Raw genomic sequence first — 15,835 nt, 5'->3', positions numbered from 1 at the left:
TGTATTTCTAGCTTCTTATTTTATAATAGGTATAGTAAGGGAAAGAAACTAGGAAAATATTTATTTTATAAATATTTCGATAATTGGCAGTTGACATGAAAATACTAGTATTGTAGACTGTTCACAACAAGTAAATAAGACCTCACTTATATTTGTGAGGTAGAGGCGCGATATTTATTAGTTCTTAGCGGAGTTAGAGAAAGCGATGAAACTAGGAAGAAGGAAATGTTGCCGAAGTGTGTAATTGATCTCGACATTACATGCTGGGTCTGCAGTGAATAATTGCAGGACTGTCTCGATAAGCTATCCGGCTTATTGAGTTGAGCTATCTCATAATGGGATAAAGTAGAGGATTTAGGACTAGATATATTCTGGGACCTGAGTTCAACTCGGGTCCCTTTTTTTATAGTCTTTTTTTCTTAATACAGATATTTGAGGGATAACGTTTTCAAAGGAGAGGAAAACATGAAAAAAACATGGGCATTATTATTGAGCGTTTTATTGATGGCCATCCTAGTATTAGCTGGATGCGGATCAGACGATTCTAAAAATTCAGAATCATCAGGAAACAAAGAAAGCAAAGATACGTTTACAGTGGGCATGGAAGCAGGATACCCACCATTTAACTGGACACAATCAGACGATTCTAAGGGTGCGGTTGCTATCCAAGGCAATGCAGAATACGCTGGTGGCTATGATGTACAAATCGCTAAGAAAATTGCTGACGGCTTAGGTAAAAAATTAGTTATTGTTAAAACAGAATGGGATGGTCTAGTACCAGGGTTAACTTCAGGTAAAATTGATGCCATTATCGCTGGTATGTCACCAACCGCAGAACGTAAACAAACAATTGATTTCTCGGATATTTATTACAAATCAAACTTAGTATTAGTCGTTAAAAAAGGTAGCAAATACGAAGGTGCAACTTCAATTGCGGACTTCAAAGGTGCTAAAGTAACTGCTCAATTAAACACTTTCCACTACTCTGTCATCGATCAAATCGAAGGTGTTAAAAAAGAAACAGCAATGGATAATTTCCCAGCTATGCGTGTAGCTCTTGAATCAGGCAAGATTGATGCTTATGTATCAGAAAAACCAGAAGCTGTATCTGCGTCAGCAGCTAACAACAAATTTGCAATGGTTGAATTCGCAGATGGTAAAGGCTTCAAAACTTCAGAAGAAGATACTGCTATCGCTGTAGGTGTACAAAAAAATAGTGACTTAACAGCTAAAATCAATGAAATTCTAAAAGGTATTTCTGAAGCAGATCGCGAAAAAATCATGGATGATGCAATTAAAAATCAACCAGCAGCTAAATAGTTTTAAACGAACTTAAGCAGAGCTACCGATTGTGAATGATTGCGATTGGTAGTTCTTATTGTGCTTTAAGGAGGAGTAATAATGAGCTTAGAATGGTTTATCAATATCATTACAAATAACTGGCCGATGTTCTTACGAGGCGCTTGGATGACACTTGCTATTTCAACGATCGGGACTATTTTTGGCGCATTAATCGGCTTGATTATTGGCGTCATTCATACGATTCCAAAAGATAAGAGCGGCGCAAAAAAATGGATTTTAAAAATGATCAATATTATTTTAACAATCTATGTTGAGTTTTTCCGTGGTACACCAATGATTGTGCAAGCGATGGTTGTCTACTTCGGTTCTGATTTATTGTTTGGTATCGATTTGGATCGCACATTTGCTGCAATTTTTATTGTATCCATTAATACAGGGGCATATATGGCCGAAATCGTACGTGGTGGAATTATCGGTGTTGACCAAGGTCAATTCGAAGCCGCTCGTGCAATTGGTATGAATCACTGGCAAACAATGATTCATGTAGTCCTACCACAAGTAATGCGTAATATATTACCAGCGACAGGTAATCAATATGTGATGAATATTAAAGATACATCGGTATTAAATGTAATTGGTGTAACCGAGCTATACTTCCAAACGAAGTCCATTGCGGGGAATAACTTCCGATATTTTGAATCATTCTTTGTCGCATGTATCATTTACTTAGTTATGACGATAACCGTAACGCAAATTTTACGCTTCTTTGAACGTAAACTTGCAGGAAATGCAAATTATCAAATGCTAGATGAAACTGTGGTCATTCGTCGACCAGAGTCACCACAATAGGGGTACAAAGGAGAGAAAACAATGGAAACAATAATTGATATTCGGCATCTCAGTAAATCCTTTGGTACACATGAAGTGTTAAAAGACGTAAACTTTTCTGTAAAAAAAGGTGAAGTAGTGTGTGTAATTGGATCATCTGGTTCAGGGAAGTCAACGCTTTTACGTTGTATAAACCTACTAGAAACACCAAGTGGCGGCGAAATTATTTATAAAGGCGAAAATATTCTAGATAATAAGCATAATATTAATATTTACCGTACGCATTTAGGTATGGTGTTCCAACAATTTAATCTATTTAATAACTGTGACGTGTTAAATAATTGCATTGTTGGCCAGACAAAAGTATTGAAACGCTCGAAAGAAGAAGCAACAGAAGTGGCGATAAAATATTTAAAAATAGTTGGTATGGATCGATATTTGAATGCCAGACCAAGTCAATTGTCAGGTGGTCAAAAACAACGTGTTGCAATTGCTAGAGCATTATCCATGCAACCAGATGCACTATTATTTGATGAACCAACATCAGCTCTCGATCCTGAAATGGTAGGGGAAGTATTAAAGGTTATGAAAGAATTAGCAAAGTCAGGGCTTACGATGATTATCGTTACGCATGAGATGGAGTTTGCAAGAGAAGTTTCAGATCGTATCGTATTTATGGATAAAGGAGTTATTGTTGAGGATGGTGCACCAGATGAAGTATTCAACAATCCAAAGCACGAGCGAACAAAAGCTTTCTTACAGCGTGCATAAAATATATACTTAGCTGTCATCTCACATTGAGAAGTCAGCCTTTTTTTGCAGAGTTTCAGATTAAAAAAATCAGAAACGTTGTCTTAACAACGTTTCTGAAATTACAATGGGTATTGTTTTGTGGTGATTAGTCGATTTTAGCCATTTCAATCACTAAAATATGTAATGTTTCTTCAGCTTTAATATGAATATTCTCTTCCACAATTTCTAAGCCATCACGTGTTTCAAGGGCTACATCATTAATTATGGCATGACCTTCTATTTCTACAAGATAAGCTTGGCGGCCAGCAGCCACTTCAAATTCGATTTCCTTACCAGCCTCTAGTTCAATAGCAAACAAATTAGCATCTTGGTTTATTTGAATAGGTGCATTACCATTTTTGTCTGAAACCATATGAAGCCATTTGTTTTTGCGTTCATCCATTTCAAATAAGAATTCTCCATAATGAGGTGTGTGGTCGTATTGATCAGGTAAAATCCAAATTTGCAACATACGAAGTTCTTCGTCGCCCATATTATGTTCACTATGGAAAACGCCAGTCCCTGCACTCATGTATTGCACTTGGCCACGAGTGATCGTATGCTTGTTGCCCATGCTATCCTGGTGAGTAAGTGCACCATTTATAACATAAGAAATAATCTCCATATCGCGGTGAGGATGCAGGTCAAAACCTGTATGTGGTGCGATTAAATCATCGTTAATAACACGTAAAGCACCAAATTGAATATTTTCTGGATTATAATATTCAGCAAATGAAAAATGGAATGTACTGTTTAACCAACCTAGATGGCTAGTACCCATTTGTTTATGATCAACTTTTCTAAGCATAGTAATCTTCCTTTCAAAATAATCATGAAGATATCTTTAATTCGAGATAATTGTAAAACGAACCTACAATTAAGTCAATTTATAAGTCCGCAATAGTTGTAGATTGAAGGTGCAGGCCCCTGGGATTAGCTAATTTAACTATACGATTAAATCTTTGCAACGTTCTAAAAATTGAGTTGTCCTCATTTCAGGTGAAGGGAATTCAGCTGTAGATTAGGTAAGTGAATTACAACAGGTAGTTAAAAAGGTGTTTGTAAGTTACCATTAAGAAAATAAAGGCATAATTAATTAATCGATTAATCGTGATATTTCACATTTGCCTTAGGAATATGTCTTTGTGTATAAGTTATCAATAAATAACCTCTGCATTCAAAAATGGATGTAGAGGTTATTTATCTTTGTAAGGGCTATCTTGCTCGTTTAATAAAAATTTTTCTTTATGATGATGAAAATGTTAAAATAGTCTATATGTGAATTTTTAAGTCTTTTTTATAAGGTGATTTTCCATGAATACAATGTCATTAAAATGGTTAAAATCTGAAACAATATGGGTATCGTTGATCGCAATATTCACAGCGATTAGTAGCGAGATCAAACTCATACCGTTTAATGGAGAGCACTTCCGCTTTGGCTTAGGTAGTATTACCTTTCTATTATTAATCTTGATTCGTTTACCTAAATCAGTCATTCGAACGGGTGTTATAACAGGATTAACGGTCGTTATCTTTCGGATATTTTCAAATGTAACTTTATATAATGGTACATTTTCGGATAGCATTATAGAACACTATCCGGCGTTTTTATATTATTTTGTATATGTTTTATTATTTAGGATTTTAAAGGTAGAACGATTAATTGAACAACCATTTAAGTTAGGTATAATGGCTACATTTATAGAGATTATTGCGAACAGTACGGAACATATTATGCGTTTCTTAACCTTACCTAATTCCTATCTTGGTTTTTATGATTGGTTTTTAATCGTAATGGTTGCTTTTTTAAGAAGTTTCTTTGTAGTAGGCGTATATAGCTCCATTATTATGTCTGAACAACGAAAACGATTGGATGAACAACTTACTCTAGGATCAGACTTATATGTCGAAACACTCTATTTGCAAAAAATGATGAATCATATCGAACAAATAATGGCTGACAGTTACGATTTGTATCGGAATCTAAAGAACCAGCAATTACAAAATCAAAGTATTAGGGCATTGCACATTTCCCAGGAAATTCATGAAGTGAAAAAAGATGCGCAACGAATCTTCTCTGGATTGTCGAATATCACGATGCCTAAGACAGAAGATGTTTACTATTTATCGAATATTGTAGAGTTCGTCGTAACTGCAAATGTTAAATATAGCGAGATGTTAAATAAGAAAATTGAATTTAAAGTAGAAAACACTGTAGATTTTGCATTAACTCAGCAAATCCCTTTACTTGCAATCCTCAATAATGTTACCGCAAATGCAATCGAAGCTGTAGAAGATGAGGGAAGTATTATGCTTCAAGTATCTGATGATCAAGAAATGATTCACTTCAGGATACAGGATACAGGAAAAGGTATAGCTGAAGAAGATTTAGATATTATTTTCGAACCGGGTTTTACAACAAAATATAACCAACATGGCGTGGCAGCAACCGGAATCGGCTTATCTCATGTACAAGAAATTGTCCAAATGTTGGACGGTAAAATCCACGTTGAAAGACCAGCTGTAGGGACTATTTTCTGTATTGGGATTCCTCGTAAGAACATACAAAAAGGAGTTGAGTAACCTTGCGATACTTTATTGTAGATGATGATGCAGCAAGCCGGCGAATGCTAAAACAAATTATTGTTGAAGGGGATATGGGCGTAATAATTGGGGAAGCTGATAGTGGGATGAATGCATTGGAGCCTATTTTATCAAGTGACCCAGATTTTATACTTATTGACCTTTTAATGCCAACATTAGATGGAATCGAAACAATGGATCAACTTCGCAAACAAGGATTTAGAGGGCATTTTATTATGATTTCGCAAGTAGAAAACAAAGAGATGGTTGGCGAGGCTTACGAAAAGGATATCGAATTCTTTATACACAAACCAATCAATCGGATTGAGGTACAAAGCATATTAAAAAAAACGTCCGAACGTTTTCTTTTGAAAAGATCCTTATTAACCATTAGAAAATCAATTTTAAACTTTGAAGAAGAGACAAATGAGGAATCCTATCGTACGATGAAAGACATTGTTTCCTCTATATTAAATGATATGGGGATTGTCGGAGAAGTGGGGAGTGATGATATTGTTTCAATCATTGACTTTTTATCTTCAAGAGAAGAAAAGACAATGCAAATTCCACCATTGAAAGATATTTATGAAGAGCTTGCGAGTCAATCGAAATTTAGTAGTGCAGAGATTATAAAAGAAAGTAAAGCAATTGAACAACGAATTCGCCGTACCATTTCCGTAGCGATGAATAATTTAGCTACGCTTGGAGTAGTCGATTATACGAATCCAGAATTTGAATACTATTCGCCTCGTTATTTTGAATTTGCAGAAATCCGAGCATTGATGAAAACTATTGAAGATACTGCATCTGTTCCTAAAAAGATGAAAATCAATGTGAAGAAGTTTTTGCAAGTGCTGTATGTGGATGCAACTGAAAAATTCAAACATCCACCAAAATAAGGAATAAAATGTAAAAATCGATCTCATTTGGGCATAACACCTATCTATTTTATAGAAAAGTTATATAAAAAATCGTTTTTTTTGAATTTTTATATCTTTAATAATGTCGGATGATGTCGGATTTCATAAGTCGCTCTTATAATAAAATTATGATTTATTGATTATTATCTAAAAAGCAACACATTTTGAAGGGGTGACTTGTTAATGAAAAAGGGTAAAATCGGATTAGCTTGGCAAATCTTAATCGGGTTAATTCTTGGTGTTATAGTTGGAGCTATTTTCTACGGAAATGAAAACGTAACCAAATATCTTCAACCAGTCGGAACAATCTTTATGAACATGATCAAAATGATCGTTGTACCGATTATTATATCAACATTAATCTTGGGTGTAGCTGGTCAAGGGGACTTAAAAAAACTTGGTAAACTTGGTGTTAAAACTATCGTTTACTTTGAATTGATAACGACATTTGCCATTATTATTGGTATTGCAGCAGCGGATTTCTTCAAACCTGGTGTAGGCGTAAATATGGAACATCTTACTAAAGGTGATATTTCTTCTTACGTTGAAACAAGTAAAACAGTAGCAGAAGGTGGTCACGGTTTTGCCGATACGCTTATTCATATCGTGCCAACAAACATTGTTCAAGCAATGGCAGAAGGCAACATGCTTGCGATTATCTTCTTCTCTGTATTATTTGGGCTAGGTGTTGCAGCAATTGGTGAAAAAGGTAAACCAGTTCTAGCATTCTTCTCAGGTGTAGCAGATGCAATGTTCTGGGTAACAAACACAATTATGAAATTCGCTCCATACGGGGTATTTGCATTAATTGCAGTTACAGTTTCAACGTTCGGGATTCAATCGTTAATTCCGCTAGGTAAGCTAGCCATCCTCGTTTATGTAGCAATGATTTTATTCGTTGTTGTAATACTTGGTGGGGTTGCTAAATTCTGTGGTTTAAGTGTATTCCGCTTAATCCGTATCCTAAAAGACGAATTATTACTAGCATACTCAACGTCAAGTTCTGAAACTGTATTACCACGTATTATGCAAAAGATGGAAAAAGCCGGTGCGCCGAAAGATATCGTATCATTCGTTATTCCAACAGGCTATTCATTTAATCTAGATGGTTCAACTTTATACCAATCAATTGCAGCGTTATTCATCGCTCAAATGTACGGTATAGACTTATCATTAGTTGACCAAATTACATTAGTGCTTACATTAATGGTAACTTCTAAAGGTATTGCTGGTGTTCCGGGAGTATCCTTCGTCGTATTACTATCGACTTTAACTGCTGTAAATATTCCAGTTGAAGGTCTTGCATTCATCTTAGGTATCGATCGTATCCTTGATATGGCTCGTACAGTTGTTAATGTTATAGGTAACTCATTAGCATCACTTGTTATGGCTAAATGGGAAAACCGTCTTGATAAAGACAAATACGACAATTATTTTGAAAACGAAGAACAAAATAAATTAGCTTAATTATATTAAATAGAGGCTCTACTAACTGTCATTCATGTTAGTAGAGCTTTTTTGTTATATACCTAATGATACAAGTATAATTAGACATTTTACTGACTTATTGACATGATAATGTATAAGTAAAAAACTAAAGAAGCTGCTGGAGGTCTAGTGATGGATAAAGTTTTGATTGTGGAAGATGAGTTTGCCATTAGCCAAGTATTAAAGGCGTATTTGCAAAAGGTGCATTTTCAAACAGAACAGGCTTATACGGGCATTGAAGCAATCGAAAAATTTCATGCTTACACCCCTGATATTGTTTTGTTAGATGTGATGTTACCTGAAAAAAATGGTTGGCAGATATTAAAAGAAATTCGTCAAGAAAGTAGTTGTCCTGTCATTATGCTAACGGCATTGGGTGATGTGAATTATAGATTGGAAGGCTTGAATGAAGGTGCAGATGACTACATTTCGAAACCGTTCGTAGCAGAAGAGGTCGTTGCACGAGTGAAAGCTGTTTTAAGAAGAACACAAGGGGACACTGGGCCAAAACGGCAATTCGGAAGTTTAGAGATTAACCTACAATCTCATCAAGTAATGGTAGGTGGACATGAAGTGGAATTAACTCCTAGGGATTTATCTGTTCTAATGTTTCTTGCCGAACACCCTAATCATACCTTTACACGCGATCAACTAATTGAACAAGTTTGGGGTTGGGAATATGATGGTAGCGATCGGGCGGTAGATTTGGCAATTAAACGATTGCGTAAAGTATTACAGAATTGGCCTGAAAAAGAAGGAGAAATCAAAACATTACGGGGATTGGGGTATCAACTAAGTGTCAAACAATCATAAAGAAAAGCGAATTTCTTTAACTAGGTACTGGACTACGCGCTATTTACTAACACTATGTATTGGACTTACGATTGTGGCATTCCTTTCCGCAATATGGATTCGCCATTCAACATTGCAAAATCGATTAAACATGCTTGAATTTATGGGAGAAGAACTTACAAACCGTTTAGAAGATAATGCAACAAATATTCCCTCGGTAGGACCACCAAAAGGGCCAAATGGAAATAAGGTAGACCCAGGTATGTTTAGAGAAAGACAACGTTTTATGGACATGGGTATAGACCCAACCATATATATTGTTGATACAGAAGGTAATATTCTTTCAATGAATCACCCTAAAGGGCCAGTAGTTCAACAAGCTATACCAGATTCAGTGATGTCATCTGAAAGTGATGTTATAAAATTCAAATATGAGGATTCTTCACAGTTATATTACGCAGTAAAAAAGGAAATTGTAATTGATAACAAAACAGTTGGTTATATCATAATTACTGAAACAAAAGAACATTTGACACATCTAAACCAAGAATATAGTCAGCTAGCAATTATGATTGGTTGTTTAGCTTTACTTGGTTTAGGGGCTATTTACTTTTTATCTCGTCGTTTGGCTAAACCGATTAAGGATGTAGCATATGCGGCCAAACAAGTTCAAAATGGCAACTATAATATTCAATTGCCAGATAATATTAAAGAAGAGGAAGTTTACGAACTTGTTCATTCCTTTAAAGAAATGGCTTCAAGGTTGCAACAGTTAGAGGCTATGAGAACGGAATTGCTAGCGGGTGTTACACATGAATTGAAAACGCCAGTTACATCTATTAGTGGCCTTTTACAAGCCATTCAAGATGGAGTTGTTGAAGGTGATGACCAAAAAGAATTTATCCGGATGGCCGTTAATGAAACGACAAAACTAAAAACAATGGTAGGAGATTTGCTTGCATTTAATTCATTCTCAGTTAATTCCATACCTGTGAAATTTGAAAATCTTGAAATCAATCAAGTCATACAAGAAACCGTTACGCAATGGGAGCTAACTCAGGATACTGAAGAGATTGAATTGACTTTAGTTACATTGTCAGAACCTAGACAAGTAGAAATAGACCTTGTTCGATTCCAACAAGTTTTTACAAATCTCTTTACGAATTCAAAACAAGCGATGAAAGGACACGGTAAAATCGCCGTTAAACTTAGTGAAACGGCGAATGACGTAATAATTCGTGTAATAGATACTGGAATGGGAATCCCGACCGAGGAACAAACTTTAATTTTTGAACGTTTCTATCGAGGAGAAAATAAAAAATACGAAGTACGAGGTCTGGGACTTGGATTACCATTAAGTAAAATGATGGCACAATCGATTCGAGGGGATCTCCGTCTTATTGATAGCTCTGAAAATGGTACAACTTTTGAAGTTAATATTCCAAAATTATAATTTACTAAAGGAATGTCTAATAAGTGTAATAATCCACTTATTAGACATTTTCTTATTTTTTTAAAGTTTTTGCCCAGACATTTAACTGACACATTAGACCTATATATTATGTATTGTAAAGGATATGAAACGACCTACCACCTAAAAGGAAGGAAGATATACATGAATTATTTAAAGAAAGACAAGCAGAAGGGAATTGGAAAAAAATTAACCTTAGCTATTGGGATTCCTCTCATATGTGTAATGGCGGTAGTTGCTTTCTATGTAGTAGACAAAAGTAATAGCTATGTAGCAAAAGTCGGTGATGTGAAAATCTCACAAGAAGATTTGAATAAGGCTTTAAACAAGCAATATGGGGCAACGGTACTTGATACATTGATATCCGATAAAGTAATTGAAATAGAAGCTAAAAAGCAAGATGTCACCATTTCAAAAAAGGCAATCCAATCTCAATTAGATACGTTAGCAACGCAATATGGTAGTGAAGAAGCATTAAAATCAGCACTTTCCTCAAATAACATGACAATAAGCGATGCGAAGAAAAGTATTAAAACGTATTTGCTAACAAAAAAGTTAATCGAACCAACTCTGAATATTACAGATAAAGAATTAAAATCCTACTTTAATGAAAATAAAGTCACCTACAATCAAGCCGCAGAAGTTAAGGCAAGCCACATTCTAGTGAACGATAAGAAAACAGCGAAAACGGTTTTAGCCAAATTAAATGATGGTGGCGATTGGGACGAATTAGCGAGAAAGTACTCGCAAGATGCAAGTAATGCATCAGAGGGAGGAAACTTAGGCTACTTTTCTAAAAATGATATGGATGAAAACTTCGCAGATGCAGCTTTCTCATTAAAAGTTGGTGAAATAAGTGGAGTTGTGAAATCTTCTTATGGTTATCACATTATTAAAGTAACAGGAAAAAAAGCAGCAAAAGAGGCTACATATGCAGATGCCAAAGATCAAGTAAAAGAGGCAGTAGTAGAACAAAAAGTCAACGAAAATTATAGTTCTTGGTTATCCTCACTATACAAAAAATATGAAATTAAAAACAAATTAGATGATAACAGTAGTTTTACATCTACTATATCTAGCTTAAATAATAGTTAAGCAAGGGGCGACCATTGATGTACTACCATGTACTACCTACCAAGAGGGAGGTTATAGAGGTCAAGTTGGAGGAAACGTGGGACAAGGGGACCGGAAAGCTTAGGACAAAATCAAGCAACCGCCGACATGTCTAAATCGTCCATAATCATGAATTGAAATTGCAATCAGCACACTATTATTAGCCATTATTGTTGTTATCCTATTTAATCGTCGAGGGTTTAAACGGAATAGCATATAACGAGTAATGCACTGCCCGTATCTGTTCGACGATGCGGGCAGTGGAATCCCACCCAATTTTACACTTACACATGCAAAAGGCTATCTCTAATCGTCTAGCACAACGATTGCGATAGCTTTTTGTCTTTTTAGATATGGTCTTTTACATAGATTCGAGCGATTTCTTTACAAATCCCATCCCCTGCTACCAGTAATAATTGCCACTTTGTTTTCAAGATGAGCCATTTTAACCACCTTTTCCTTCTAAATATTTTATGATTAAAGTACGCCTTTTAATAAGTGGAAGTCATCGTGAAAATAAGATATTTTAATATTTAAATATTTATCTATTTATCTATAAAATAGATGGAGGACTTCTATGAATGATCAACAGTATGACCAGTTATTACACATACACACAATAGGTAATCAAAGAGATTTTCCAATGTTATCACATTATTATCCTTATGAACCAACACCTTATGATGTATTAGATGTATGTTTTGATAAGATTGCATTGGGAAAAAACGATTGTTTTATTGACTTTGGGAGTGGTAAAGGACGAGTGCCTTTTTATGTGAATCATCGCTTCCATATTGAGACACTAGGGATTGAAATGAATGAAGGTTATGTGCAAGACTCATTCCAAAATAAGGTTCACTATTCGAAAGAACATCATCTCGAAACTGCACCGGTGAATTTTCTCTGTTCTAAGGCTGAGCAATACAAAATACAACCCGATGATAATATTTTCTTTTTCTTTAATCCTTTTTCAATTCAAATTTTCCGTAAAGTCATTCATAATATATTGAAATCACAACAAGAGAATTCCCGCAAAATGAATGTGATATTATATTATCCATCTTTTGAATACATTCAGTTTTTACGAGATGAAACTCATTTTAAGATTATAAAGGATGTTCTAGTACCAAATACTTCTACTTATAATAGGCATGAACGTATTATGATTTTTGAAACTATGGAGGAGCTTTCACATGACAAATACATGGGATGAACGATTTAATACAACCGAATATATGTATGGTGAGGAGCCAAACGTTTTTATTGAAAAATTTGCATCACAGCTAGATGGGCTAAAAAATGTTGCAGCATTTGCAGAAGGTGAAGGACGTAATGCAGTATTTTTAGCAAAATTAGGACATAAAGTTACTGCTTTTGATTATGCAGAAAGTGGTTTACGTAAAACAAAGCAATTAGCGAAAAAAAATCATGTTGAAGTGAACACTGTACAGGTAGATTTACTGCAGGGTGTTATCCCTATAGAACAATTTGATGCTGCCATTATGGTGTTTGGGCATTTTCCTAGAGAAAACCAACGAGTTGTATTTGAAAAAATTATAAAATCGGTAAAACCTGGTGGCAAGATCATGATGGAACTGTATTCAGATAAGCAACTTGATTATCAAACTGGAGGGCCTAAGAAATTAGAAATGCTTTATAAGCCTCAGGATCTTTTAGATTGGTGTGAAGGTAGTAAAATACTTCATTTTTTTGTAGGAGAACAAACGAGACGAGAGGGAAAACTTCATACGGGACTCGCTCATGTCATACAACTTATAATTGAAAAAAACTAATTCGGAGACAGCTCTAATATTATTAGAGTTGTCTATTTTTAATTCGGCGCTGTTTATTGTTGATATTTGAAAGGAATAGTTATTGTGCTTGGCCGTTGGCACTGTGTATAAAAAATTTTAGAATCCCTTAACATAGAATGTAATGATTATGGGATTGCAATTCCTATAAACTTACTTGAAATTAAAGTTACATTTTGATATGATAAGAAAGTTCATTTAAATTAGTTATCATTGTTAACTATATTAGGAGGGAATATGATTACATTTCGAACCTTATTTCATCAATTGATTTTGACTTACAGACCATTTGAAACGCAATTAAATGAGAAACTTGCAACCCATCATTTGCACAGAACAGAGTGGTCTATCTTGTATTATTTAGTTACCTCTGAATCGATGACATTAGTAGAAATAGCAAAACTTTTAAGTGTAGAAAAGCCAAATGTCACAAGAACGGTGAAGAGTTTAGCAGAACGTGGTTATGTAGAAGCAAAAACAGGCCAAGACAAACGTGAAAAACATATGGTTGTTACGACAAAAGGTATGGAAATTTATAATGAGATACGAATCACTGTTGATGCATTTGAACAACAAATGTTAGCTGGTATACCAGAAGATGAACAACTAGCATTTATTCAAACAATGCAAAAAATCAGAGGGAATTTATTAAATAGATAAGGGGTTTTAAAATGAGTAATGCAAAAGAGAAATTATGGTCAAAAGATTTTGTCATAATGTCTATTATTAACTTCATTATTTTGGTTATTTTTTACTTATTGATGGTTACGATTGCTTCCTTTGCCGTGAAGGATTATCATGCTACGACGAGCCAAGCAGGTCTAGTTACAGGTATTTATATTATTGGAACATTAATCGGGCGCTTAGCAACAGGAAGGATTATTGATCAAGTTGGACGTAAACGTATCCTTATTATTGGATTAATATTGTTTGTTGTTACAATGTCGCTATATTTCATTCATGCTGGAATTACAGTATTGCTTTTATGTCGCTTCGTAAATGGTATTTCTGTTGGGATTGCATCGACAGCAACAGGTACAATTGTAGCTCAAATTTTGCCAAGATCCCGAAAAGGTGAGGGGATTGGCTATTATAGTATGAGTGCCACTCTTGGTACAGCAATTGGTCCTTTTATTGGTATTTTGATGAGTCAGCATACATCATATAATATTATTTTCTCATTATGTATGATTCTGGGTGTATTGTGCTTGGTAATTAGTTTTATGGCGAAAGAGCTACCTGTACCAGATAAGCCAGAATCCGAGACTGCACAAAAAGGCTTTAGTATTTCTCAATACTTAGAACCAAAGGCGATACCAATTGCAATTATTACAGTCTGCATGGCTCTTGGTTATGCAGGAATTCTATCGTTTATTAACTTCTTTGCAAAAGAGCGAGATTTAATAGCAGCATCAAGCTTTTTCTTCGTTGTCTATGCTATAGCAATTTTATTAACCCGTCCATTTAGTGGACGTTTAATGGATACAAAAGGTGCTAACTACGTTATGTATCCATGCTTTGTCCTTTTTGCATTAGGCTTATTATTATTAAGTACGGCTCATAGTAGTATGGTCCTTTTAGTGTCAGGTGCAATGATTGGTATAGGTTATGGTAATCTTTCTTCTGCAGCTCAAGCAATTGCAGTAAAGCTTACACCTCCACATCGCATGGGATTAGCTACATCAACTTACTTTATTGCATTAGATGGGGGATTAGGTATAGGACCTTATTTACTAGGGTTTTTAATTCCACTAATTGGATATGGTAAGTTATATGTATCATTAGGAATTTTTATCTTTATCACAATTGCTATTTACTTTGTATTACACGGTCGTAAAGATCATTTGATTTTAGAAAAAAAGGCGGTGTAAATCTTTAACTTTATATATATTCTTTTATGGAATCAATATATTTTAACGTTAAACATTTTAGTGTTAAAATATATTTATTCTTAAAAAGGAGTTGTAAGCAATGGGGAAATTAGATGGGAAAGTTGCAATTATAACTGGTGGTGCAGGCGGTATCGGAAGTGGTATCGCAAAAGCAATGGTTAAGGAGGGCGCAATTGTTACAATCGTTGATTTAAATGAAGAAACAGGGAAAGTAATGGAAAAGGAATTACAACAATATTCTCCACAGTCCATGTTCCTTCAAGCAAACTTAATGGATCGTGATAACCTACCAAATATCATTAAAACCGTTGTCGACAAGTATGGTAAACTTAATACCTTAGTAAATAATGCGCATGCTTCAAAACAAAAAACAATTGAAGAAACAACTCAAGCTGATTTAGACTTATCATTCGGTACAGGTTTCTATCCAACATTCTATTTGATGCAAGCAGCACTACCTTATTTAAAAGAAACAAAGGGTAATATTATTAACTTTGCTTCAGGTGCTGGTCTTAACGGACATGAAACACAAGGTGCTTATGCTGCCGCAAAAGAAGCAATTCGTGGTATCTCTCGTGTAGCTGCAAACGAATGGGGACGCTTCGGTATCAATGTAAACTTAATCAGCCCAATTGCAAACTCTCCAGGTGTACAAGCATGGGCTAAAGCGCAACCTGAATACTATGAAGATGTAAAAAATAAAATTCCAATGGGACGTTTTGGTGATGTTGAAGAAGATATCGGCCGTGTTGCAGTATTTTTAGCTTCTGAAGACTCACAATATATCACTGGTCAAACAATCATGACTGACGGTGGTTCAATCATGCTTCGGTAGTATTTTTC

The 15,835-nt window shown here is 35.0% G+C and carries 15 protein-coding genes and 1 riboswitch; of the genes, 14 read left to right on the top strand and 1 reads right to left on the bottom strand.

The window, feature by feature from the left end:
* Positions 1-152 precede the first annotated feature (152 nt).
* Positions 153-336, top strand: a riboswitch (Lysine riboswitch).
* 129 nt (positions 337-465) lie between these two features.
* The 3 genes from ACIQ4I_RS19020 to ACIQ4I_RS19010 all read left to right on the top strand — a co-directional run bounded on the left by ACIQ4I_RS19020 (position 466) and on the right by ACIQ4I_RS19010 (position 2,901).
* Complete coding sequence (locus ACIQ4I_RS19020; RefSeq protein WP_403098932.1) at positions 466-1,320, top strand: transporter substrate-binding domain-containing protein; 855 nt, start codon at positions 466-468, stop codon at positions 1,318-1,320.
* A gap of 81 nt (positions 1,321-1,401) precedes the next feature.
* Positions 1,402-2,151: an amino acid ABC transporter permease gene (locus ACIQ4I_RS19015; protein WP_403098929.1), complete on the top strand. Its 750-nt coding sequence runs from the start codon at positions 1,402-1,404 to the stop codon at positions 2,149-2,151.
* A gap of 21 nt (positions 2,152-2,172) precedes the next feature.
* A complete protein-coding gene (locus ACIQ4I_RS19010) occupies positions 2,173-2,901 on the top strand; it encodes an amino acid ABC transporter ATP-binding protein (RefSeq protein WP_403098927.1) in 729 nt (242 codons plus the stop codon).
* Positions 2,902-3,028: 127 nt separating this feature from the next.
* On the opposite strand, the gene ACIQ4I_RS19005 is transcribed toward ACIQ4I_RS19010, so the two are convergent.
* Entirely contained in the window at positions 3,029-3,730 is a 702-nt protein-coding gene (locus ACIQ4I_RS19005; protein WP_403098925.1) for a pirin family protein, read from the bottom strand.
* A gap of 506 nt (positions 3,731-4,236) precedes the next feature.
* On the opposite strand from ACIQ4I_RS19005, the gene ACIQ4I_RS19000 reads away from it, so the two are divergent.
* The 11 genes from ACIQ4I_RS19000 (at position 4,237) to ACIQ4I_RS18950 (ending at position 15,827) form a co-directional block, all read left to right on the top strand.
* Positions 4,237-5,505 (top strand): ATP-binding protein, encoded by a 1,269-nt coding sequence (locus ACIQ4I_RS19000; RefSeq protein WP_403098923.1) that lies wholly within the window; start codon positions 4,237-4,239, stop codon positions 5,503-5,505.
* A 2-nt stretch (positions 5,506-5,507) separates the two neighbouring features.
* On the top strand, positions 5,508-6,404 hold the full coding sequence (locus ACIQ4I_RS18995; protein ID WP_403098921.1) for a response regulator: 897 nt from the start codon (positions 5,508-5,510) through the stop codon (positions 6,402-6,404).
* 204 nt (positions 6,405-6,608) lie between these two features.
* Positions 6,609-7,892, top strand: a complete 1,284-nt coding sequence (locus ACIQ4I_RS18990) for a cation:dicarboxylate symporter family transporter (protein ID WP_403098919.1) — start codon at positions 6,609-6,611, stop codon at positions 7,890-7,892.
* Positions 7,893-8,045: 153 nt separating this feature from the next.
* A complete protein-coding gene (locus ACIQ4I_RS18985; RefSeq protein WP_403098917.1) occupies positions 8,046-8,726 on the top strand; it encodes a response regulator transcription factor in 681 nt (226 codons plus the stop codon).
* Positions 8,710-10,158, top strand: coding sequence for a sensor histidine kinase (locus ACIQ4I_RS18980; protein ID WP_403098915.1), 1,449 nt, complete (start codon positions 8,710-8,712; stop codon positions 10,156-10,158). Before ACIQ4I_RS18985 ends, ACIQ4I_RS18980 begins: the two co-directional genes overlap by 17 nt.
* 162 nt (positions 10,159-10,320) lie before the next feature.
* Positions 10,321-11,271 (top strand): peptidylprolyl isomerase, encoded by a 951-nt coding sequence (locus ACIQ4I_RS18975; RefSeq protein WP_403098913.1) that lies wholly within the window; start codon positions 10,321-10,323, stop codon positions 11,269-11,271.
* Positions 11,272-11,866: 595 nt separating this feature from the next.
* Positions 11,867-12,502, top strand: coding sequence for a class I SAM-dependent methyltransferase (locus ACIQ4I_RS18970; protein WP_403098910.1), 636 nt, complete (start codon positions 11,867-11,869; stop codon positions 12,500-12,502).
* Positions 12,483-13,082 (top strand): class I SAM-dependent methyltransferase, encoded by a 600-nt coding sequence (locus ACIQ4I_RS18965; RefSeq protein ID WP_403098908.1) that lies wholly within the window; start codon positions 12,483-12,485, stop codon positions 13,080-13,082. The genes ACIQ4I_RS18970 and ACIQ4I_RS18965 overlap by 20 nt, the downstream gene beginning before the upstream one ends.
* Positions 13,083-13,337: 255 nt before the next feature.
* Positions 13,338-13,760, top strand: a complete 423-nt coding sequence (locus ACIQ4I_RS18960; RefSeq protein ID WP_403098905.1) for a MarR family winged helix-turn-helix transcriptional regulator — start codon at positions 13,338-13,340, stop codon at positions 13,758-13,760.
* An 11-nt stretch (positions 13,761-13,771) separates the two neighbouring features.
* Positions 13,772-14,971, top strand: a complete 1,200-nt coding sequence (locus ACIQ4I_RS18955; protein ID WP_403098903.1) for an MFS transporter — start codon at positions 13,772-13,774, stop codon at positions 14,969-14,971.
* A gap of 100 nt (positions 14,972-15,071) precedes the next feature.
* Entirely contained in the window at positions 15,072-15,827 is a 756-nt protein-coding gene (locus ACIQ4I_RS18950) for an SDR family NAD(P)-dependent oxidoreductase (RefSeq protein WP_403098900.1), read from the top strand.
* Positions 15,828-15,835 lie beyond the last annotated feature (8 nt).

Origin of the sequence: Rummeliibacillus sp. NPDC094406, assembly GCF_044763875.1 — a bacterium.
GTDB lineage: Bacteria > Bacillota > Bacilli > Bacillales_A > Planococcaceae > Rummeliibacillus.
This window is presented reverse-complemented; position numbering and strand designations above follow the sequence as displayed.